Annotated in this window: 17 protein-coding genes and 2 tRNA genes; 6 read left to right on the top strand and 13 right to left on the bottom strand. The window is 66.0% G+C overall.

The features are described 5' to 3' along the window. Window positions 1-239 precede the first annotated feature (239 nt). Together seqA and pgm are read left to right on the top strand one after the other, a co-directional pair. Entirely contained in the window at window positions 240-746 is a 507-nt protein-coding gene (seqA, locus tag HB860_RS12505) for a replication initiation negative regulator SeqA (protein ID WP_202046322.1), read from the top strand. 54 nt (window positions 747-800) lie between these two features. After that, window positions 801-2,450: a phosphoglucomutase (alpha-D-glucose-1,6-bisphosphate-dependent) gene (pgm, locus tag HB860_RS12500; RefSeq protein ID WP_247626856.1), complete on the top strand. Its 1,650-nt coding sequence runs from the start codon at window positions 801-803 to the stop codon at window positions 2,448-2,450. A gap of 84 nt (window positions 2,451-2,534) precedes the next feature. Here the strand turns inward: pgm and HB860_RS12495 are convergent, their stop codons facing one another. After that, entirely contained in the window at window positions 2,535-3,416 is an 882-nt protein-coding gene (locus HB860_RS12495) for a DMT family transporter (protein WP_139436438.1), read from the bottom strand. Between the two features lie 94 nt (window positions 3,417-3,510). On the opposite strand from HB860_RS12495, the gene HB860_RS12490 reads away from it, so the two are divergent. Next, window positions 3,511-3,993, top strand: a complete 483-nt coding sequence (locus HB860_RS12490) for a MarR family winged helix-turn-helix transcriptional regulator (protein ID WP_005325629.1) — start codon at window positions 3,511-3,513, stop codon at window positions 3,991-3,993. A gap of 45 nt (window positions 3,994-4,038) precedes the next feature. Here HB860_RS12490 and mltB read toward each other — a convergent pair whose 3' ends face one another. The 10 genes from mltB to HB860_RS12440 all read right to left on the bottom strand — a co-directional run bounded on the left by mltB (window position 4,039) and on the right by HB860_RS12440 (window position 13,713). After that, window positions 4,039-5,124, bottom strand: a complete 1,086-nt coding sequence (gene mltB / locus HB860_RS12485; protein ID WP_139436436.1) for a lytic murein transglycosylase B — start codon at window positions 5,122-5,124, stop codon at window positions 4,039-4,041. Window positions 5,125-5,252: 128 nt separating this feature from the next. Beyond that, the gene (locus HB860_RS12480) at window positions 5,253-5,855 is read right to left on the bottom strand and encodes a CDP-alcohol phosphatidyltransferase family protein (RefSeq protein WP_247626855.1); all 603 of its coding nucleotides are present in this window, start codon (window positions 5,853-5,855) and stop codon (window positions 5,253-5,255) included. Beyond that, complete coding sequence (locus HB860_RS12475) at window positions 5,848-6,507, bottom strand: ATP-binding cassette domain-containing protein (protein WP_247626854.1); 660 nt, start codon at window positions 6,505-6,507, stop codon at window positions 5,848-5,850. Before HB860_RS12475 ends, HB860_RS12480 begins: the two co-directional genes overlap by 8 nt. Before the next feature lie 2 nt (window positions 6,508-6,509). Continuing rightward, window positions 6,510-8,165: an ABC transporter permease subunit gene (locus HB860_RS12470; RefSeq protein ID WP_247626853.1), complete on the bottom strand. Its 1,656-nt coding sequence runs from the start codon at window positions 8,163-8,165 to the stop codon at window positions 6,510-6,512. 3 nt (window positions 8,166-8,168) lie between these two features. Next, the gene (locus HB860_RS12465) at window positions 8,169-9,335 is read right to left on the bottom strand and encodes an ABC transporter substrate-binding protein (protein WP_247626852.1); all 1,167 of its coding nucleotides are present in this window, start codon (window positions 9,333-9,335) and stop codon (window positions 8,169-8,171) included. A gap of 18 nt (window positions 9,336-9,353) precedes the next feature. Beyond that, complete coding sequence (locus HB860_RS12460; RefSeq protein ID WP_247626851.1) at window positions 9,354-11,507, bottom strand: FAD-dependent oxidoreductase; 2,154 nt, start codon at window positions 11,505-11,507, stop codon at window positions 9,354-9,356. Next, window positions 11,504-12,085, bottom strand: coding sequence for a carboxymuconolactone decarboxylase family protein (locus HB860_RS12455; protein WP_247626850.1), 582 nt, complete (start codon window positions 12,083-12,085; stop codon window positions 11,504-11,506). The genes HB860_RS12460 and HB860_RS12455 overlap by 4 nt, the downstream gene beginning before the upstream one ends. 1 nt (window position 12,086) lies before the next feature. Beyond that, window positions 12,087-12,788 (bottom strand): DUF1499 domain-containing protein, encoded by a 702-nt coding sequence (locus HB860_RS12450; protein ID WP_139436423.1) that lies wholly within the window; start codon window positions 12,786-12,788, stop codon window positions 12,087-12,089. A 192-nt stretch (window positions 12,789-12,980) separates the two neighbouring features. Beyond that, on the bottom strand, window positions 12,981-13,259 hold the full coding sequence (locus HB860_RS12445) for a peptidylprolyl isomerase (protein ID WP_042650241.1): 279 nt from the start codon (window positions 13,257-13,259) through the stop codon (window positions 12,981-12,983). Between the two features lie 79 nt (window positions 13,260-13,338). Next, window positions 13,339-13,713, bottom strand: a complete 375-nt coding sequence (locus HB860_RS12440; protein WP_139436421.1) for a hypothetical protein — start codon at window positions 13,711-13,713, stop codon at window positions 13,339-13,341. A gap of 529 nt (window positions 13,714-14,242) precedes the next feature. Between HB860_RS12440 and tamA the strand changes: the two genes are divergently transcribed. After that, on the top strand, window positions 14,243-16,018 hold the full coding sequence (gene tamA / locus HB860_RS12435; protein WP_139436419.1) for an autotransporter assembly complex protein TamA: 1,776 nt from the start codon (window positions 14,243-14,245) through the stop codon (window positions 16,016-16,018). Between the two features lie 76 nt (window positions 16,019-16,094). Continuing rightward, a complete protein-coding gene (gene tamB, locus HB860_RS12430; protein ID WP_247626849.1) occupies window positions 16,095-19,847 on the top strand; it encodes an autotransporter assembly complex protein TamB in 3,753 nt (1,250 codons plus the stop codon). 146 nt (window positions 19,848-19,993) lie between these two features. Here tamB and HB860_RS12425 read toward each other — a convergent pair. Next, window positions 19,994-20,078, bottom strand: a tRNA-Tyr gene (locus HB860_RS12425). A 30-nt stretch (window positions 20,079-20,108) separates the two neighbouring features. Continuing rightward, window positions 20,109-20,193 (bottom strand) — tRNA-Tyr (locus HB860_RS12420). Between the two features lie 126 nt (window positions 20,194-20,319). On the opposite strand from HB860_RS12420, the gene HB860_RS12415 reads away from it, so the two are divergent. After that, on the top strand, window positions 20,320-20,829 hold the full coding sequence (locus tag HB860_RS12415; protein WP_247626848.1) for a VC2046/SO_2500 family protein: 510 nt from the start codon (window positions 20,320-20,322) through the stop codon (window positions 20,827-20,829). The last annotated feature ends 64 nt before the right edge of the window (window positions 20,830-20,893 follow it).

Here is a 20,893-nt window from a genome sequence, read left to right as displayed (position 1 = left end):
CCAGATTTTTAACACACTGAAAGAAAAGGATTTCATTCCTTGGGGGGCATTTTTTTGTGGTTTTTTTCCAAAAAAACGGCCCGGGATCGGTTATCAGTGCGGGGGATCACACACTTGGCTCGCCATTATGCCGTATTCTCACCGAGATTCATGCACATCTGCCAGCCCCTCCCTTGGGCTGCCGGGTCTGCCTATGTATAATCGCCGCATCCGAATTTCGACGAGTCCAGCGCATCCCTATGAAAACCATCGAGCTTGATGACGATCTCTACTTCTTTATCGCCAGCCAGACCCGGCACATCGGCGAGAGTGCTTCCGATATCCTGCGCCGTCTGCTGGAACAGCCCGTCAAGGCGGGGACGACAGTGCCGGCCGCGCCTGTGGTCCAGCCTCAGCCCCTGGCCGATGCCATGGGACTGGAAGCCCTGCTCGATTCCGGCGAGCTGCAAAAAGAAGAGAAGTCCATCAACCGCTTCATGCTGGTGCTCAGCACCCTGTACCGAGACAACCCGGAGAGCTTCACTCAGGCGACCGAGATCAAGGGGCGCAAGCGTGTCTATTTCTCCCGGGATCCCGAAGCGCTGCGTGCCAGTGGCAGCACCACCAAGCCCAAGCAGGTGCCGGATACCCCGTTCTGGGTCATCACCAACACCAACACCAGTCGCAAGCAGAACATGGTGGCCCAGCTGATGACCAGCATGGGTTATGACGAGGCTCTGACGGCTCGGGTGTGCGGCACCGTTTAACGCATCAACGACTCAAGGCCTTGCCGGGCAAGGCTTCTGCTCAAGGAAAACGCCATGGCACAGCATCCCCACGCCGGTCAGCCGGCCCGTTTAAGCGATCTGACCAACATTCCCCGTCTGGTCAGCGCCTACTACCTCAACAAGCCGGACATGAGCCGCCCCGAGCAGCGGGTAGCCTTTGGCACCTCCGGCCACCGCGGCAGCGCCCTGCACAACGCCTTCACCGAATCCCACATCCTGGCGGTGACCCAGGCGCTGGTGGAGTATCGCCAGCAGGCCGGCATCACGGGCCCGCTGTTTGTGGGCATGGACACTCACGCCCTCTCTGAATCCGCCTTCTCCAGCGCGGTGGAAGTGCTGGCGGCCAATGGCGTCGAGACCCGCATTCAGGCAGGCCTCGGCTTCACGCCGACCCCGGTCATCTCCCACGCCATCCTGCGCCACAACGCCGGCAAGCCGGCGGCCCTGGCTGACGGCGTGGTGATCACCCCGTCCCACAACCCGCCGGAAGACGGTGGCTTCAAGTACAACCCCCCCCACGGCGGTCCTGCCGAAGGGGAGATCACCAAGTGGGTGGAAGACCGCGCCAACGCCATTCTGGAAGCCGGTCTGGCCGGCGTGAAGCGGATGCCGTTCGCCGAGGCCCTGGCCAGTGAGTTCGTGGTCGAGCACGACTATGTCACCCCCTATGTGGACGATCTCGAAAACGTGCTGGATCTGGCCGCCATCAAGCGCGCCGGCATCAAGATCGGTGTGGATCCGCTGGGGGGCTCCGGCGTCGCCTATTGGGACGTGATCGCCAAGCGCTACGATCTGGACATAGAGGTGGTCAACTATCGCGTCGATCCGACCTTCTCCTTTATGACCCTGGACAAGGACGGCAAGATCCGGATGGACTGCTCCAGCCCCTTCGCCATGGCGGGCCTGATTGCCCTGAAAGACAAGTTCGACATCGCCCTTGGCAACGACCCTGACTACGACCGTCACGGCATCGTCACCAAGGCGGGGCTGATGAACCCGAACCACTATCTGGCGGTGGCCATCCAGTATCTGTTCACCCACAGAACCGGCTGGCCCAAGACGGCGGCGGTCGGCAAGACGCTGGTCTCCTCGTCCATGATCGACCGGGTCGCCGGCGAGATCGGCCGCACCCTGAAAGAGGTGCCGGTCGGCTTCAAGTGGTTCGTGGATGGTCTTTTCAGCGGCGAGTTCGGCTTCGGCGGCGAGGAGAGCGCGGGCGCCTCCTTCCTGCGCAAGGACGGCAGCGTCTGGACCACCGACAAGGATGGCTTCATCCTGGCGCTGCTGGCCGCCGAGATCCTGGCCGTCACCGGCAAGGATCCCCAGGCCCACTACGATGCCCTGGAAGCGAAGTTCGGTCGCTCCAGCTACCGCCGCATCGACGCTCCCGCCAACAGCGCCCAGAAGGCGGTGCTCTCCAAGCTGGATCCGGCGCTGGTGGAAGCCTCGACCCTGGCCGGCGAGCCCATCCTTGCCAAGCTGACCAAGGCCCCCGGCAACGACGCCGCCATCGGCGGCCTCAAGGTGGTGACCGAGAACGGCTGGTTCGCGGCGCGCCCCTCCGGCACCGAGTCCATCTACAAGATCTACATGGAGAGCTTCAAGGGCGAGGCGCACCTGGACCTGATTCAGCAGGAGGCCCAGCAGATCGTCTCCGCGGCCCTGGCCAAGGCCGGCGTCTGAGCCTGAAGCCAGTCACTGAAGCGCATAAAAAGGAGCCATATCGGCTCCTTTTTGCTGTGTGCCAGGTGGGGATCTGGTGCCCGATCAGCCATTTCCCGGCTGGTCTGGGCAAGCCTTGGCAGCCTGCCCGCCCTTGAAGAGGGGGCGGGTCGGCAGCTTCATCAGGAACAGGGAGAGCAGGATCACCGCGATGCCGAGCCACTGGCGGCCGTCCAGGGTCTCTCCCACCAGCAGCACGCCGAAGGAGACCGCCACCATGGGGTTGGTGAGGGCCAGCATGCCCATCACCTCGGGACCGTGGCGCTTGAGCCCCCACAGCCAGGCCCAGTAGGCCAGTGCCGTGTTGAGCAGAATAAGCCAGATGAGCCCAGGGGCACTCGCCGGCTGGGGCAACGGCATGGGGCCCGCCAGCCACCAGGCGAGCGGGATCAGCATCAGGCCCCCGAGCAGCAGTTGCCAGGCGGTCAGCGCCAGCAGATCGCTCACCGGCCAGCGCTGCATCCAGCGGCTGGACTGGCCGATGAGCAGGGTGGCCAGCAGGGCGCACGCCACGCCGACGGGATCCAGGTTGGCGGAGGGATTGAGCAGCAGGAGCACACCCGCGAGCCCCATCAGGCCCAGCAGCAGCCACTTCAGGCTGGGTCGCTTGCCGTCCTGCCACCAGGCCAGCCCCATCAGAATGAGGGGCAGGGTGGCGCCCAGGGTGCCCGCCACCGCCCCCGGCAGGCGATAGGCCGCCACGAACAGCAGGGCGAAGAAGGCGGTGATGTTGCAAAACGCCAGCAGGAACTGCCGGTTCCAGGTGAGCGGTGGCCGGCGGGGATGGAGCAGCAACAACAGTACGCCGGCCGGCAGCGCCCGCCACACGGCCACCCAGTAGGGGGAGTAGTCGGTCAGGTAGAGGCTGACGACGGCATAGGTACTGCCCCAGAGCAGGGGGGCGAGCAGGGCAATCAGCAGTGGCATGGTTGTCTCGTAATGAAGTATCTTGAAGTAAAGATAAATTAGCCGCGAGTTAGTTTATTATCAAGTATCTTTTCGAAAAGATAATGGAGCCGGAATGGATAGTGATCATGTAGACCTGCTGCTGGCCCAGTGGGCGCGGCAGCGACCGGATCTCGACTGCTCCCCCATGGGGGTGCTGGGGCGGGTGGCGCGCATGGCGGCCATCGCCGGGCGCGAGGTGAGTGAAGAGCTCAAGGGGTGCGGCCTGCTGGGCTCAGACTTCGACATCCTGGCGACCCTGCGCCGGGCCGGCGAGCCGCTGACCCCGACCGCCCTCTACCAGTCTGCCATGCTGAGCTCGGGGGCCATGACGGCCAGGCTCGACAAGCTGGAGCAGCGTGGCCTGATAAGACGTGAAGCCTCCCCCGATGACAGGCGAAGCCTCTTGGTCTGCCTGACGGAGCCGGGGCGGGAGCTGGTCGACCAGGCGGTGGAGCGCCACGTGGCGAACGAGCGGCGCCTGCTGGCCCCGCTGACGAACGAGGAGCAAGGGCAACTGGCCGCTCTGCTCAAGCGCTGGCTGCTGGAAAACGAATAGCAAAACGGGCCCGATGGGCCCGTTTTGCATTGGCAAGGTGCGGTTTCAATAACCGCCTCTGGCATCCCTGACCGCCAGACCCAGTTGCCACACCGCCATGGCGTAGTGGGTGCTGTGGTTGTAGCGGGTGATGGCGTAGAAGTTCGGCAGGCCGTACCAGTACTGATAGCCGGTGCCCACGTCCAGGCGCAGCAGGCTCGCCTCCTTGTGGTTGCCGAGCGACGCTGTGGGGGCCAGCCCTGCCCCGCGCAGGGTGGCGACCGGGTAGCGGGTCTGGAAGCCGTGCTCATAGCCGGGCAGCTGGCCCTGACCGCGCACCGCCACCGGTTGCCCCTTCTCCCAGCCATGGGCCTTGAAGTAGTTGGCCACGCTGCCGATGGCATCCACCGGATCCCACAGATTGGTGTGGCCATTGCCGTTGAAGTCCACCGCATAGCTGCGGAAGCTCGATGGCATGAACTGGCCATAGCCCATGGCGCCGGCGTAGGAGCCCTTGGGTTCGGTGGGATCCATGCCCTCATCCCGGGTCATCACCAGGAAGGCCTCCAGCTCGCCGGTGAAGAAGGTCGCCCGGCGCGGATAGTCGAACGCCAGGGTCGCCAGGGCATCCAGGATGCGGGTCTTGCCCATCACCCGGCCCCAGCGGGTCTCCACCCCTATGATGCCGACGATGATCTCGGGAGGCACCCCGTAGATCTGCTGCGCCCGATTGAGCTCGCTCTCGTACTCACGCCAGAAGCTGACGCCGTTTTGCACATTGTCCGGGGTGATGAACTTGGCGCGGTAGCGATTCCAGGCGCCGGTCGGCCCTGTGGGGGGCGTGGTGGTGGGCGCCTGGGCGTCCATCAGCCGGATGATCCAGTCGTAGCGTTCGGCCTGGGCCAGCACCCTGTGCAGCTCGGCGCCGTTGAAGCCGTGCTTGTCGACCATGCGCTGCACGAACTGATCCACGTTGCTGCGGTTGGCGAAGTCTCCCTTGCTGACCCCCTGCTGGTAGAAAGGTTTGCTCGGCGGCGTCTGATTGATGAAGGCGCTCTGGGGCTGCGGCTTGACCACGGGCTTGGGGGCCGGTGTGCTGCTGCAGCCATACAGCAGAGGGAACAGGGAGAGGGTGAGGAGAAGGCGACGCATATGGTTCTCGTGAGCCTGAAAAAGAGTGTCGTCATGGTAAAACATTGGCGTCCATGCGCAAGTGCTCAGTGCAGGGCCTGGGGCCCATATTCATCCGCCGCTGAATTCGCCGACAGGCCCCTCTCCTCTCATCGCAGGGTGTGGTAGCCGCTCCAGAGCCGGGTCAGGGTGGTGATGGCGCAGAGCAGGGCAAAGCCATAGGCGAGCGGGGCGAAGGCGGCGGGCCACAGGCACATCAGCACGAACAGGGCTATGGTCTCGCTCCCCTCGGTGAGGCCGCCCAGATAGTAGAGGGACTTGTGGTGGTAGACCGGATTCTCGATGCCGCGCTTGCCCGCCATGATGGCAAAGGCGAGGAAGCTCGAGCCCGTGCCCATGAAGGCGAACAGCAGGGTGGCGGCGGGCAGGGCGTTGGCGGGGGCGGCAAGGGCAAAGCCCAGCACCACGGCGGCATAGAAGATGAAGTCGAGGCTGATGTCGAGGAAGCCGCCGCAGTCGGTGATCCCGGTCTGGCGCGCCACGGCCCCATCCAGGCCGTCCAGCAGCCGGTTGAACAGGATGGCGGCGAGGGCCCAGCCGTGCCAGCCCAGTGCCAGCAGCGGCAAGGCCAGCATGCCGACGGCAAAGCCGGTGAGGCTTATCTGGTTGGCGCTGATCCTGGCCCGGCACAGGGGGGCGGCCAGCAGCTGGAGGGGGCGGCGAATGAGGGGGATCAGGTGGCGATCAAACAAGGTCGGTCTCCTCTTTGGTCAAGCAGGGAGTGGTGAGTGTCAGGATAGCCCCGGGGGCATCCTCCTCGTCGTGGGTGACCAGCAGGGCGGGTATGCCGAGCGCCTTGAGCCGCTCGAACACCAGGGTTCTGAAGGCCGCGCGCAGCGGCTTGTCCAGCCGGGAGAAGGGCTCGTCCAGCAGCAGGGCCTCTGGCTCTGCCAGCAGGGCCCGCAGCAGGCCGACGCGCGCCTTCTGACCGCCGGAGAGCTGGCCAGGGAGCTTGTCCGCCTGCCCCTCCAGCCCCACCTCTGCCAGCGCCTCGAGGGCGCGGGCCCGTCTCGCCCCCATCCCCCCGAGATGTGCCGGCATGCCGAACATCAGGTTCTCTGCCACCGTCAGATGGGCAAACAGCAGATCGTCCTGAAACAGCATGCCGATGCGCCGCGCCTGGGGTGCAAGGGGGGTGAGCAGCCGCTCGCCGAGCCCTATCTCCCCCGTCAGCCGGATAGGCCCGGGGGGCAGCACCCCCGCGAGGGCCGCCAGCAGAGAGCTCTTGCCGCAGCCGCTCGGGCCCATCAGGGTCAGCACCTCGCCGTGGGCCACCGTCAGGGGGGGCAGCGTCAGCAGGGGCTGGTCATCCAGGTAGAGGGTGAGCTCGGTGGTATGCAGCATGATCAATGCCTCAGTGCGGGGTTGATACGGCGGGGCAGCCAGAGCACCAGGCCGTAGATGAAGAGTGGCAACAGCAGTTGCAGCAGGCCATAGAGGCCAGCCAGTCGCCGGTTGAGGCCGCTGCCTATGGCCACCGCCTCGGTGGTGATGGTGACCACGCGGCCCGCGCCAAACAGCAGGGTGGGCAGGTATTGGGCCAGGCTCACCGCCGCCCCGACCCCGAAGGCGAACAGCAGCGGTCGCGCCAGCAGCGGCCCCTTCACCTGCCACCAGGCGCGCCAGGGGCTGGCCCCGAGGGAGAGTGCCGCCCGGGTCAGGCGATCGTCGAACTGGTGATAGGGGCCGTGCAGGCAGAGATAGACGTATGGGAAGACGAACAGCAGCTGGCTCCAGAGCACCCAGCCCGGTCCTATGCCGTCGACGCCGCCGAGCCAGTCGATCTGCAGGCGCAGTCCGAACAGCAGGCTGGCCTGGGGCAGCAGCAGCGGCAGGCAGATGAGCCAGAGCGGCCACTGGCTGTGGTGGGGACGGCGGCCCTGCTGGGCCTCCAGGGCGAGCACCGCCAGCAGTAGCGAGAGGCCGGCGCAGAGCAGGGCCAGCCACAGGCTCTGCCACAGCAGGGGTCCCAGGGTGGGCAGCAGCTCCAGCCAGTGGCGGCCGCTCCATTCGCTGGGCCAGAGCGCGGGGAAGGACCAGCGCCGGGCCAGGGACCAGAGCAGCAGGGAGGCCAGCACCAGCAGGTTGATGGCGAGCAGGACCCAGACCCCTGCCCGGGTGAGGCGCTCGGGCCAGGGCGAGGGGAGGCTGCGCCTGCCGTCCAGCCAGCGGGCCTTGCCAAGCGCCCTGTGGCTCCACTCCAGCAGCCGCAGGGCGGCGAGCAGCAAGAGGTTGAGCGCCAGCAGCAGCAGGGCGCCGCTGGCGCTGGCCCCGCGCCACTGGAGGTCCGGGTCCTGATACCAGAGCCAGAGCCGCACCGCCAGGGGGGCAGGGGCATCTGGCCCCAGCAGCAGGGCGAGATCCACCACCCCCATGCCATAGGCCGCCACCGCATAGAGGGGCAGGCGCAGGGCGGGCCAGAGCGCGGGCAGCAGCAGGCGCCACCAGATCTGCGGCCCGCTGAAGCCCATGGTTTGCCCAAGCCACTGCTGGCGGCTGACTCGGACGGGGTCGAGGGCCGAGAGCGCCATCAGCAGCAGAAAGGGGGTCTCTTTCAAGATGAGCGCCAGAATGAGGCCGAGCCCCCAGGGATCTCTCAGGGTCTGCCAGTCGGGCGGTAAGTCAAAGCCGGTGAGGGTGGGGGAGATCAGGCGCAGCAACCAGCCGGAGGGGGCGAGCAGGAAGGCCACGCCGATGGCGAAGGCGACGTGGGGCAGGGCCAGCAGGGGGGAGAGCAGGCGGCGCAGCCTGCGCATCCAGGGTCGCCCCTCCCCCCGGGCGAGCAGCAGGGCGGTGAAGAGCAGGGCCCCCAGGGTGGAGGCCCCCGCCACCCAGAGGCTCAGGCCCAGCGAGTGCCAGAGCCCGGGCTGGGCGAGCAGCAGGCTGACATGGCCTTTGGCCAGGCCTTCAAGCAGCAGGAGCAGCAGACCGCCGGCGACAGGCGCGGCCAGCGACAGGGCGCACAGCAGGAGAAAGAGGAGGCGCCAGGGCCGGATGCTCATGGTCTAGTGGCCGTAGCGTTCGGCCCAGGCCGCTTCCAGCCGAGTCTGCCAGCTGGGATGGGGTTCGGCCACCGCCTTGAAGCGCAGGGCCGGTTGACGGTTCCCCGGCAGGGCATCCTGGCGCAGCACGCTGGGGTCCCCCCAGAACGCGGGGTCCGCCTTGCGGGCCTGGGCGGTGGGGCTCAGCAGGAAGTTGGCCACCACCTTGGCACCGGCCCGGGCGCTGGCGTTGAAGGGGATGGCGAGGAAGTGGCTGTTGGTCAGGGCCCCCTTGGCCATGGCAACGGCCTTCACCGCAGGGGGCAGGGTGCCGTTTTGCACCGAACTCTGGGCCTCGCCAGGGTTGAAGCTGATGGCCATGGCCAGCTCGCCGTCATCGAGCAACTGTTTGGTCTCGGCGGCGCTGGTGGGGAACAGCTTGCCCTTGCGCCAGAGCACGGGGTGCAGCTGATCGAGCCAGCCCCAGAGCGGGGCCGTGAGGCGGGCAAAGTCGGCGTCGCTCGCCTCCCGATAGAGTGGCGTTGGGTCCGGCGTCAGCTCCAGCAAGATCTGCTTGAGGAAGCTCGAGCCATGAAACTGGGGCGGCTTGGGGTAGGTGAAGCGGCCAGGGTTGGCCTTGGCCCAGGCGAGCAGCTCGGCCGCCGAGGTGGGCACTGTGGTGACTTCCTCCGTGTCGACCATCAGATTGAGCTGGCCTATGCCCCAGGGGGCCTCTAGCCCGGCGACCGGCAGGGTGAAGTCCTCGTGCACCGGCAGCTTGGTGTCCACCAGTGCCATGTTCGGCAGATCCTGGGTGAAGGGTGCCCCCATCAGCCCCTGCTCCTTGAGGGCCTTGAAGTTCTCCCCATTGACCCAGAGCAGGTCGATGGGGCCGCCCGACGTCTTGCCCGCCTGCTTGCTGGCCAGCAGCTGGCTGACGCTCTGGGCTATGTCATCCACCTTCACCTGCACCAGGGTGACCCCGTACTGGTGCTCAATCTCCTGACCCGCCCACCCCAGGTAGGCGTTGATCTCCGGGCTGCCGCCCCAGGCATTGAAATAGACGCGCTGGCCCTTCGCCTCGGCGAGGGTCTGTTGCCAGGTGGTCTCGGCGGCGTGGAGCTGGGTCGCCAGCAGCAGGGGAGCGGCGAGCAGGGGACGGAGCAGGGTGCGAACTCGGGTCTTGAACATGGTGAGGGTCTCGTGGGCTCAGGCGCCGCGGCGCCAACTGTGATAACGGGCCAGCAGGGCCAGCAGGCGGGTGGGCTGGTGGGCCCGCTTCCACTCGCCGGCCAGGTACTTGTTCCCCTCCATCAGGGTGGGATAGGCGTGGATGGTGCCCAGGATCTTGCCAAGCCCCAGGCGGTGGCGCATGGCGAGCACAAACTCGGCGATCCGCTCGCCGGCGTGAGTGCCCACTATGGTGGCGCCGAGGATCCTCTCCTTGCCCGGCACCGTCAGCACCTCGATAAAGCCGTGGCGCTCCCCGTCGGCGATGGCGCGATCCAGCTCGGCCAGCTCGAAACGGGTCACCTCGAAGGGAATGCCTTGGGCCTTGGCCTCCTTGCGATTGAGGCCGACCCGGGCAATCTCGGGGCTGGTGTAGGTGGCCGCCGGGATCACGCGATAGTCCGCCTTGACGCGTCTGAACTGGCCAAAGAGGGCGTTGACCGCCGCATACCAGGCCTGATGGGCTGCGAAGTGGGTGAACTGGTAAGGGCCTGCTACGTCTCCCACCGCCAGTATGCTGGGGTAGTTGGTGGCGAGGAAGCCGTCGACCTTGACTGTGCCACGGGGGGCCAGCTCCACCCCCAGCTCTTCGAGCCCGAAGCCGCTCACGTTGGCGACCCGGCCCAGGGCCAGCAGCAGCTGATCCCCTTCCACCAGTTGCGTTTCCTCCCCCCGACGCAGTTGCAGCCGGACAGGCAGAATGCCCTCGGCCGCGGGCTCGTAGTCGGCGCGCTCCGCCCGCCAGCCGGTGAGCAGCCGCACGCCGTCGCGGCTCATCTGCTCGGCCAGCGCCTCGGCCACCTCCCGCTCTTCCCGGGGCAGCAGCTGATCGGCGAGCTCCACCAGGGTGACGGGAATGCCGAGCAGGGACAGGCTCTGGGCCAGCTCGCAGCCGATGGGGCCGCCGCCGAGCACCAGCAGGTGGCGGGGCGGTTCGCGCAGTTGCCAGAGGCTGTCCGAGGTGAGGTAGGGCACCTGCTCGAGACCCGGCAGCCTGGGCACCAGGGGCCTGGCGCCGGTGGCGATGACGATGTGGCGGCTGCTCAGGCGTCTGCCGTCCACCTCCAGCTCCCAGGGGGAGACGAGGCGGGCCCGGCCCTGGATGCACTCCACCCCCAGCCCCTGATAGCGTTCAACCGAGTCGTGGGGCTCGACCTCCTTGATCACCGTCGCCACCCGTGCCATCACGGCGGCAAAATCGGCCTGTGATTGACTGGGGCTGAAGCCAAGCTCGCCGGCCTTGCGCTGTTCAACGGCGAAGCGGGCGCTTCGGATCAGCGCCTTGGAGGGAACGCAGCCGGTGTTGAGGCAATCCCCCCCCATCTTGTGCTGTTCGATCAGCGCCACCCTGGCCTTGACCGCGGCTGCGATGTAGCTGGTGACCAGGCCTCCGGCACCGGCGCCTATCACCAGCAGGTTGTAGTCGAAGCGAGCCGGCTTGCGATAGGGGGCGTGCAGGCGGCGCAGGGCGAGCCTGCGTTGCAGCCAGCGCATCAGCAAGGGCATCAGGCCGAGCAGGGTCAGGGCCGCCACCAGGCTAGGGGAGAGGATCTTGCCCGTGCTGGTGAGGGTGGCGAGCTCGCTGCCCGCCAGCACATAGACGAAGGTGCCCGGCAGCATGCCGAGCTGGCTGACCCAGTAGTAGGTACTGACTCTGATGGGGGTGAGCCCCATCAGCAGGTTGACCAGAAAGAAGGGGAAGAGGGGGATGAGGCGCAGGCTCAGCAGGTAGAAGGCCCCATCCTTCGCCATGCCGGCTTCAAAGGTGGCCAGCTTGTCGCCGAAGCGGCGGCTCACCCAGTCGCGCAGCAGGAAGCGGGCGCTGAGAAAGGCCAGCGTGGCCCCCAGGGTGCTGGCAAAGGAGACCAGCAGCAGCCCCCAGCCGACGCCGAACAGGGCGCTGCCCCCCAGGGTCAGCAGGGCGGCGCCGGGCAGGGAGAGGGCAGTGGTTGCCACGTAGAGGAGCGTGAACAGCAGGGCCGCCTGGCCGAAGTGCGCCTGCACCCAGGCCGAGGCTTGCTCCTGGTGGGCCTGCAACCGGGGGAGGCTGAAATAGGCATCGAGATCGAAGGCGAAGAAGGCGCCGCTCAGGCATCCCATCACCAGCAACAACAGCAGGCGGCCCCGGCTCATTGGCCGTCCCTGTCGGAGGGCGCCGGGCGCTCGGGCTGCACCGGCAACTGGCAGAAGCCCTGGGGAGCGATGTCGAGGGCGGCATTGAACTTGGCCGACATGTTCTGGAAGGCGATGAGGCCGGTGAGCTCCACCAGGGCATCGTCATCGAACCAGGGCTTGAGCCGCGCGGCCTGCTGGTCGCTCACCCCGTCCAGCCCCGTCATGGCCTCGGTGTAGTCGAGCACCGCCCGCTCGCGCTCATCGAACAGGGTGCTTTGGCGCCACTGGGCCAGCGCCTCCACCTTGTCGCTTGAGCCGGCGCGCTTGATGAGGGTCATGGCGTTGATGTCGACGCAGAAGCGGCACCAGTTGAGCTGGGAGACCCGCACCGTCACCAGGGAGCGCAGCACGGGGTCTATGGGGGAGCGCTTGCGGTTGATGACGCCGTAGAGGGTGGCGACGGCGGCAAACAGGCGCGGCGAGCGACCCCAGCACTTGCCCGGGATCAGTACCTGACCGTAGTTGCGTTGCTGCAGCCAGAAAAAGGGGCGGATAAACCAGGCATATTCCCGATCAGGCTTGACCTCAACGCGCATGTTATTCCTCTTGTTCCATTTTCTGCATCTTGGGTTTGTAGGCGCCCCCCAGCCGCTCGTTGAGCCGGGTCAGGAAGTTCTGGATCCGTGCCCGGTTGACCCCCAGATCGCTGCGCCCCTGACGGGAGGCGGAGCGCATGTCGACCCGGGTCTCTTTCGGCCCGGCGAAGACCCGTAGCGCCACGTCATCCTCAAAGCCGAACCAGCCGGTGGTGACCACGGCATCGAGGCCGTCCGGGCTCGGGCGCACCCGCCAGCCGAGCTCCGTCATCAGCTCGTCCGCTTCGGCGATCACCTCGGCCGGGGAGGCTCGGGTATAGAGAGGACCGGGGTTGCCGGGGAAAACTTGCAAGGGGGGGGCATTGACGGGGAGATCCTCAGCCGTTCTCAGCTGCTCGGCCCACAGCAGACGGGGCGGATGATGGGGATCCGTGCTGACGTCGTTGGTGAGCGGTGAGCGCAGCGCCTGAACGACAAACAGCAGGGGCAGCAGCAGGGGGGCTATGCCCCAGGCATCGGCCCACAGACAGGGGGAGCTGCGGTAGCGCCAGGGCAGGCGCAGCAGGAGCCAGAGGCTGATCAGGGCGCTCGCGAGGCAGAGGGCGAAACCGAGCCACCAGGGCCAGAGATGGGCCCGGCTGCCGAGGGCGCCCCCCAGGGGCAGCAACCAGGCCAGCAGGGGCCACCACAAATAGCTGTGCATATGCAGGATCCACTGGTTATGATGGAGCAATGCCCAGAAGGATAAACTTAATTATCTGATAACGTTAGTAAATTATCTTTATCTTGGCGCTTTTTACCGCCCTGGGCGCAGGGGCTGCAGGGCGGTGGCCAGGAGTCGGCCGGGCAGGAAGCCGGCCGAGCCCTTGTCAGGGCTGGGGCGCGGGGAGGGCTCTCAGTTGCGGTAGAGCACCTTGATGAGGTGGAAGCCGAACTTGGTGCGCACCGGCCCCAGCACGGTCAGGAGTTCCCCCTTGAAGACGGCATCGTCAAAGGCCTTGACCATGTCCCCCTTGGAGAACTCCCCCAGATCGCCGCTGCGCTTGGCGGAGGCGCAGGTGGAGAAGCGCTTGGCCATCTGGCCGAAGTCGGCACCCTTGGCGAGTTTTTCCTTGATCTCGAGACACTCTTTTTCGGTCTTGACCAGGATGTGCTGGGCACAGGCTTTTTTCATCGGAACGCTCCTCGGCGAGGGTAAAGGGGGCGCAAGGGTACTCCAATTCGGCGCGCGCGTCAGCCCCGCCGGCGGCACATCAGCCGCGGGGATGGGTCGCCAGACGTGCCCTGGGGCGAGACTGCCAGAGGATCTCCAGCCCCAGCAGGGCGTAGAGGCTCCAGATGGCCAGGGGATTGAGCCAGTCGCCACCGAGCTGCAGGGTGAGCAGGGCGCCGCCGACCAGCAGCAGGGCTATCCCGGGCAGGCGCCAGTGGACCGGCAGCGGTGCCAGCATGGCCAGCCCCAGCAGCAGGGCGAGACCGAAGGGCAGGTTGAGGGCGGTGAAGGCCAGGGCCTGCTGACCGTTCATGCCGGTCAACAGGGCCAGCAGGGCACTGCAACAGGCCAGGAAGGTGACGAATTCGAGTCGGTCGGCTATGTAGTCAGCCAGTTGTTCGCTACGTAAGTGCATGGGATCTCTCCTGCGATTTGATGACATCAGTGTGGGGCAGGGAAGGTGGCAGTGGCAGCGGGATAAATCGATTGGATTGAACGAAGCTTTAGTGCCACCTATTCAAGTTGTTGATTTAAACTTATTTTCCTGTTCAATAGCAGGATATGGCAATGGGGGCGCCAGACGGTGATGTCAACCCTGCCAGGGGATCCTGGGTCTCAAGGTCCGGGGTAGTCCGACAGGGGTTGTCGCGTGGCGAGCGCAGCTGCGCCACGGGCGGCGACGGGAAGGCGCTGCCGGCATCGGGCGTGGGTGCCGTTTTTTTGTACGACCCTTGCCGGGAGAGTGCGCACTTTCCCCGCTGACGGGCGGTTTTCCCTCTCAGTTCCCGGTGAAAGCCGGCCCCGGAAGAGGATGCCAGCCCCGGGGGAGAGGGGGATTTCGCGACTGCGGTTATGCTAGGATGAGCCGCGCTCGCCTGGGGTGGGCCCCATTATCATTCTAAATCGAACAGTTTTTTACTTATGTTATTCGGGGAAATTGACGTTTGACAGGATGCCATCCTATTTTGCCTGCCGGGTTCACCTCACCCGGGCGAACCCGTCGCCCCGGGCTCGGCACCTTGCTGCTCGCCCTCTCTCTGTGGCTGCTGGTGACCCCCGCCATGGCGGCCAAGCTGACCTATCAGATCAAGGGCATCAAGGGGGAGCAGAAGGATAACGTCGAGGCCTATCTCAATGCCCTGCCGGTCTACCAGGAGCGTCAGTACCGTCCCGCCCGCGCCAAGATCACCGAGAGCGTGCAGAAAGCCCTGCAGGTCTATGGCTACTACCAGCCGAAGATCACCCTCGCTCGCGACAAGAAATCCCCCGCCAGGGTGGTGATCGAGATAGCACGGGGGGAGCCAGTGCTCATCTCGCGCCTCGACATTCTGCTGGAAGGGGAGGCGGGCAGCGACGAGGTCTACAGCGAGCTGCTGGACAAGTTGCCCCTGAAGGAGGGGGATCCCCTCAACCACGGCAAGTACGAGTCCATCAAGGCGGATCTCGGCAGCCTGGGGCTGGCGCGGGGCTACTTTGACGCCAAGATCAGCAAGAGCCAGGTGAAGGTCTTCCCGGATCAGGGCAAGGCCGAGATCTATATCCTGTTCCGCTCCGGTCCCCGCTATCACTTCGGCGAGATCAATTACGATGCGACGCCGGAGGCCCTGCGCCTCATCCGGCCGCTCATCAACATCAAGAGTGGCGACCCCTATCTGGCGATCCGGCTGGCCGAGATGTCCCAGGACGTCTCCTCCACCAAGCTGTTCAAGCAGGTGGACATCAAGCCCATGATCAGCCAGGCCGAGGGCAATCGGGTGCCGGTGCAGGTGACCCTCTCGAACCGGGTCGACCACGAGATCGAAACCGGTATCGGCTATGCCACTGACGTGGGGCCGCGCCTGAGTGCCACCTGGGAGAAGCCCTGGGTCAACCGCTACGGTCACAGCCTCTCCAGCACCGCCAAGATCTCGGCCCCGGAGGCGGAGCTCAGTTTCGACTACCAGATCCCGGTCGGCAACCCGCTGCGGGACTACTACTCCCTGCAGGCCGGCTACCAGTACACAGACAACAACGATACCCGCTCCGATCTGGCCACCTTCGGCGTGCACCGCTGGAAGCGGCGACCGGAGAGCTGGGACAGGGACGTCTTCATCCGGCTGGAGAACGAGCGCTACGTGCAGGGCAACGACGAGGGGAACAGTCTGCTGCTGATCCCTGGGGTCTCCTGGTCACGGTTGCGGGTGCGCGGCGGCCTGGTGCCGGAGTGGGGGGATCGTCAGCAACTGACGACGGAATTCTCCAGCCCCTACTGGGGTTCGGACATCAACTTCATGCGGGTGTGGGGGCGCAGCAAGTGGCTGCGCACCCTGGGGGAGGATCACCGCTTCCTGATGCGGGTCGAGCAGGGGGCCATCATAGGGGATGACTTCTCCCTGGTGCCCCCCTCCCTGCGTTTCTTCACCGGCGGCGATCAGACCATACGTGGCTACGGCTATGAGACCGTCTCGCCGAAGGACGAGGATGGCAAGCTCACCGGCGGGCGCTACACCAGCGTGGGCAGCCTGGAGTACAACTACCGCTTCAGCGACAAGTGGCTCGGCGCCCTGTTCGTGGATGGCGGCACGGCTACCGTGGACTACAGCGAGGCCTGGAAGATAGGCACCGGGGTCGGGGTGCGCTGGGTGACGCCCATCGGCCAGGTTAGGCTGGATCTGGCGGTGGCCATCTCCGAGGAGGACAAGCCGTTGCGGCTGCATTTCGCGCTGGGGCCCGAATTATGATCCGGTTTGAACCCACTCATCCTCTCTCTTCTCTCTCCTGGCCGCTGCGGCTGCCTCTTTCTCGGGGGTCTGCGCTGTGATCTGGGTAAAGCGTATTTTCTTGTGGCTCATGGGGCTCGTCTTCCTGCTGCTCATCGGCGTCAGCCTGCTGGGCTTCACCCATCAGGGCAACAAGTGGCTGTGGCAGCAGGCGAGGGGGGCGCTGCCCTCCCTCAAGGGGGAGCTGGTGGCGGGCCAACTCGGCTATGGCTGGACCCTGGAAGGGGTCGGTTGGCAGGACGAGCTGGTGGACGTCACCGTCGAGCGGGCCGTGCTGGACTGGGATCTCGGCAAGCTGCTGCAGGGCAAGCTCTGGATAAAATCCCTGACGGTCACCCACCCTATGGTGAAGGTCGCCGACGCTGAGCCTGTGCCGGAAGAGCCCACCGAGCCCTTCGTCTGGCGCCCGCTGCCACTGCGCATCCAGGTGGACAGCCTCAAGGTGACGGATCTGGACTTGGCCGTCCCCGGTGTTGGGGTGACCCTGGCCGCCCTCGACATCGGCGCCACCCTGGATCGCAAGGGGCTCATAGTGCGCGGGCCCGTGCTCGATGGCCTGAACCTGACCCTGGCCGAGGCCCCTCCTGCCGACGAGGCGGCCAAGCCGGCCGCCAGCAAGACGGCCAAGGCCAAGCCCAAGGAGACCGCGACCGCCAAGGCGAAGCCAGAGGCGACCGCCCCCATCCAGCTGCCCGAGATCCGCCTGCCATTCCCCATCCAGCTGGAAGGCCTGGCGGCGACCCGGGTGCGCTACCAGCAGGGGGAGCTCGTCGAGGGGCTCGACAAGCTGCTGCTGTCGGCCAAGGCCCAGGATGCGCGCATCGAGGTGCGGGAGCTCTCCTTGCGCCACGCCATGGCGGATCTGGCGCTCAAGGGCCATGTCAGCCTGACCTCGGATTATCCCCTCGCCCTGACCCTGGATGCCAAGGCCCGCAAGGGGCTCAAGCAGTGGGAGCTCGACACCGAGCAGGCGAACCTGACCCTGGATGGCTCCGTGGGCAAGCTGGGGCTGGCGCTCAAGGCCAAGGGACCGATCGCGGCCAACCTCAAGGGGACGCTGGCGACGCTGGATCCCGACTTGCCCTTCGATCTGGCGCTGGACTGGAAGAGCCTCGGCTGGCCGCTGCACAAACCGGCCAAAGATGAGCCGAGCTATCGGCTGGACAAGGGCAGCCTGAGCGCCAAGGGCAAGCTCTCTGGCTATCAGTTTGCGCTCGACACCGCCGGCAAGGGTACGGACGTGCCCCCCTTCAAGCTGGCGCTCTCGGGCAAGGGGGATCTGGAGCAGCTGAGCCAGATAAAGTTGCTGCTGGGCGCCCTGAAGGGGGAGCTCAGGCTCGATGGCAAGCTCGCCTGGCGCAAGGGCGTCCAGTGGCAGGGGACCACCGAATTCAAGGGGATCAATCCGGCCGAGCTGATGCCCGAGATCAAGGGGACGCTGGCGGGCAAGATAGCGAGCCGCTTCGAGCTTGACGAGGCGGGCCACTGGCAGCTGGCCCTGCCCGAGCTCAAGGTGGACGGCAAGCTCAACCAGTATCCGCTAGCGCTCAAGGGCGCCCTCAGCGGCAACGACAAGATGGAGTGGACCATACCGGCCCTGGCGCTGCAAAGCGGTCCCAACCAGTTGCAGGCCAAGGGGGCGCTCACCGCCCAGGCCTGGAAGCTGGATGCCCAGATAGATGCCCCCAAGCTCGGCGGCATCTACCCCGGCCTTGGGGGCGACCTCAAGGGACAGGTGCGCGTCACCGGCAGCCAGCAGGTGCCGAGGGTGAATGCGGATCTGGTCTCGAGCCGCCTCTCCTATGCCGGGACCGTGCTGAAAGAGACTGTCATCAAGGGCAACGCCCTGGTGGGGGACAAACCGGCCGGCGAGCTGGCCCTGACGGTGGCGAGTCTGGTGCAGGGGACGACGGCGCTCTCCAAGATAGCCCTGAACCTGAGTGGCGATCTCGACCGCCACGGTCTCACCTTGACCATGAAGGGGGATCCGGTGGCTGCGGACCTGCGTCTGAGTGGCAGCCTGCGCGGGGATCGCTGGCGCGGCACCCTCTCCGAGCTCAAGGTGAAGACCCCGCTCAAGCGCTGGTCCCTGACCGCCCCCTGGTCCCTGGATCTGGACTTGCCCAGACAACAGCTGACCATGGGGGACCTCTGCCTGGGCTCCCAGAAGGCCAGCCTCTGCGTCAAGGGCAGCCAGATCTCGGCCGCCCAGGGCAGCCTGGAGTTTGCCCTGAGCGAGTTCGACCTCAAGCGGCTGCGCCCCTGGTTGCCGGACAACTTCCGCTGGCAGGCGGTGCTGTCGGCGGACGGGCGCGCCAGCTGGCGCGGCAGCCAGCCGACCCTGCACGCCACAGTGCGCACCACGCCGGGTACATTGGTGGCCGACGAGATCAAGACCGAGTACCAGCGCCTCGAGCTCGGGGTCGATTTCGAACGCCAGCAGGCCGCCATCCGGCTCGATTTCGCCTCCAGACAGATAGGCAACATAGACACGGATCTGCTGATAAAGGAGCCCGCTGGCCGTGGCCAGCTGTCGGGTCAGCTCAAGTTTGACGACCTCAAGCTGGCGACCTTTGCCCCCCTCATCCCCGAGGTGCGCTCCCTGCAAGGCTTCATCTCGGCGGATGCCCGCTTCGATGGCACCCTGGCGGCGCCCCTGCTGTACGGTGAGCTGAACCTGCTGGAGGGGGAGGTGCAGACCCACTCCGACATGGTGACCCTCTCCAGGCTGGTGACCCGCCTCAAGATAGACGGCAACCGGGCCGAACTCGACGGATCCATGCTGGTGGGCAAGGGGCCGCTCGTGCTGGGGGGCTGGCTGAGCTGGGCCAGGCTGCCGGTGACCGGCAGCCTCACCATCAAGGGCAAGGATCTGGAAGCCCAGTACCCGGGCATGGGTCGGGTCAGGGTAACGCCTGACATCGCCATCTCCCTGGGGGAGGAGACCAGGGTCAGCGGTCAGGTGGACATCCCCTGGTCGCGCATCCTGGTCAAGACCTTGCCGGAGAGTGCGGTGGCGGTCTCGGATGACGTGACCGTCATCTATGACGATCTGCCGCCGGTGCCCAAGGCAGAGCCCCTGCCGATGGAGATCAAGCTCGCCATCCGGCTCGGTGACGATGTCCGGCTGGAGGCCATGGGGCTCAAGACCAAGGTGACGGGGGCGCTCGGCATTCGCCAGGATCCATCCAAGCCCATGTCGGGCAACGGTCAGCTGGAGCTGAAAGATGGACGCTTCAAGGCCTACGGTCAGAACCTCATCATCAAGGAGGGGCGGATCCTCTTCTCTGGCCCCATCGATCAGCCCTATCTCAACATAGAGACCTACCGGGATCCCGACACCATAGAGGACAACGTCACCGTCGGGGTCCGGGTGACGGGGCCGGCGGCCAAGCCGAAGATCACCGTCTATTCCGAGCCGCAGATGGCGCAGTCCGAGCAGCTCTCCTACCTGCTGCGCGGCAAGGGGCTGCAGACCAGTGGCGAGGATGGCGGCTTCAACGGCCTGCTGGTGGCGGGGGCGGTGAGCCAGGCGAGTGGGGTGGTCTCCAGCATCGGGGAGTCGCTGGGCATGAGCGATGTGGCACTCGACACCGCAGGGAGCGGTGACGATACCCAGGTGACCCTGTCTGCCTACCTGCTGCCCGGCTTGCAGTTCCAGTACGGCGTCGGGGTGTTCAGCCCCATCGCCGAGTTCAAGCTGCGCTACGAGCTGATGCCCAGACTCTATCTGCAGGCCATGAGCGGGGTGGCCCAGGCGGTAGACATCTTCTATCGCTTCACCCTGTGAAGGGGATGAGCACGAAAACGGGAGGCCTTGGCCTCCCGTTTTTCATGGTGCATTCTGGCAGGGCAGGGCAGGGCAGGGCAGGGCAGGGCAGGATTGGGATGCCCGAAAAAGCAAAAACCCGGCGCCAGGCCGGGTCTTCAGAAGAGTGGTGGAGGGAGAAGGATTCGAACCTTCGAAGGCAGAGCCGTCAGATTTACAGTCTGATCCCTTTGGCCGCTCGGGAACCCCTCCACGGGGCATGACCTGATTGTGGCACTTGAATGGTGGAGGGAGAAGGATTCGAACCTTCGAAGGCAGAGCCGTCAGATTTACAGTCTGATCCCTTTGGCCGCTCGGGAACCCCTCCCCAAGTGCGAGGCGCATACTAACAGATCTGTCGCGCTTGTGAACCCCTTGGCAGGGATTTTTAATGCTTAAAGGATTGGGTTGACGGCCGATAAGCAATGAAACCCTTATTTCCAAGATTTATCCCATGCTGCCCAGTGCCATTCGTGATCGCCTGCTCGTCGATGAAGCCCAGTTGGGCCAGCGGCTCAACCAGGATCTCCGTCAGGGAGACAGGGCCGACTTCAGGCTGCACCTGGCGCTGCTGACCGATGCGGTCGAGGAGCAACCCTGGTTTGGGTCCGCCCCGACGGCGGCGCCGCAAGAGCAGACATGGCGCACCCGTTTCGGTTTGATGCCCGAGGCCGCCTTGGCGGGCGAGCCGGGGGAATCCGGCGCCTGGGCACTCAACGAGCGCCTGCAGCAGGGGGGCTGCATGGCCGATGTGCGGCTCTGGCTGGCGCTGCGATCTCCCCCGCTGGTCAACCGGACACCGGCGCTGGATCCCGCCGTGTATGACAATCTGTCTGCTCTCGGGCGGGAACGCTGGCAGGGCAAGCTCGCCTCCGAGCCCAGGGGGGAGGATCCCTTGCTGATGCTGCCGTTGCTGGATGATCTGACGCGGGGGGTGGATGCTCGCTTGCGCTGGCTGGCCTGATGCCAGAGGCGCAGGGAGAAGATGCAAAAAGGCGGGATGACCCGCCTTCTTGCGCAATGGATGG

This window comes from Aeromonas genomosp. paramedia, assembly GCF_023093515.1.
Classification (GTDB): Bacteria; Pseudomonadota; Gammaproteobacteria; order Enterobacterales; family Aeromonadaceae; genus Aeromonas.
This window is presented reverse-complemented; position numbering and strand designations above follow the sequence as displayed.

Coding starts and splice junctions, on each gene's coding strand:
- mltB (WP_139436436.1), bottom strand. CDS start 5,124: ATGCGTCGCCTTCTCCTCACCCTCTCCCTGTTCCCTCTGCTGTATGGC.
- HB860_RS12450 (WP_139436423.1), bottom strand. CDS start 12,788: ATGCACAGCTATTTGTGGTGGCCCCTGCTGGCCTGGTTGCTGCCCCTG.
- HB860_RS12490 (WP_005325629.1), top strand. CDS start 3,511: ATGGATAGTGATCATGTAGACCTGCTGCTGGCCCAGTGGGCGCGGCAG.
- HB860_RS12475 (WP_247626854.1), bottom strand. CDS start 6,507: ATGCTGCATACCACCGAGCTCACCCTCTACCTGGATGACCAGCCCCTG.
- HB860_RS12445 (WP_042650241.1), bottom strand. CDS start 13,259: ATGAAAAAAGCCTGTGCCCAGCACATCCTGGTCAAGACCGAAAAAGAG.
- HB860_RS12415 (WP_247626848.1), top strand. CDS start 20,320: ATGCTGCCCAGTGCCATTCGTGATCGCCTGCTCGTCGATGAAGCCCAG.
- HB860_RS12455 (WP_247626850.1), bottom strand. CDS start 12,085: ATGCGCGTTGAGGTCAAGCCTGATCGGGAATATGCCTGGTTTATCCGC.
- HB860_RS12470 (WP_247626853.1), bottom strand. CDS start 8,165: ATGAGCATCCGGCCCTGGCGCCTCCTCTTTCTCCTGCTGTGCGCCCTG.
- HB860_RS12460 (WP_247626851.1), bottom strand. CDS start 11,507: ATGAGCCGGGGCCGCCTGCTGTTGTTGCTGGTGATGGGATGCCTGAGC.
- HB860_RS12495 (WP_139436438.1), bottom strand. CDS start 3,416: ATGCCACTGCTGATTGCCCTGCTCGCCCCCCTGCTCTGGGGCAGTACC.
- seqA (WP_202046322.1), top strand. CDS start 240: ATGAAAACCATCGAGCTTGATGACGATCTCTACTTCTTTATCGCCAGC.
- HB860_RS12440 (WP_139436421.1), bottom strand. CDS start 13,713: ATGCACTTACGTAGCGAACAACTGGCTGACTACATAGCCGACCGACTC.
- HB860_RS12465 (WP_247626852.1), bottom strand. CDS start 9,335: ATGTTCAAGACCCGAGTTCGCACCCTGCTCCGTCCCCTGCTCGCCGCT.
- pgm (WP_247626856.1), top strand. CDS start 801: ATGGCACAGCATCCCCACGCCGGTCAGCCGGCCCGTTTAAGCGATCTG.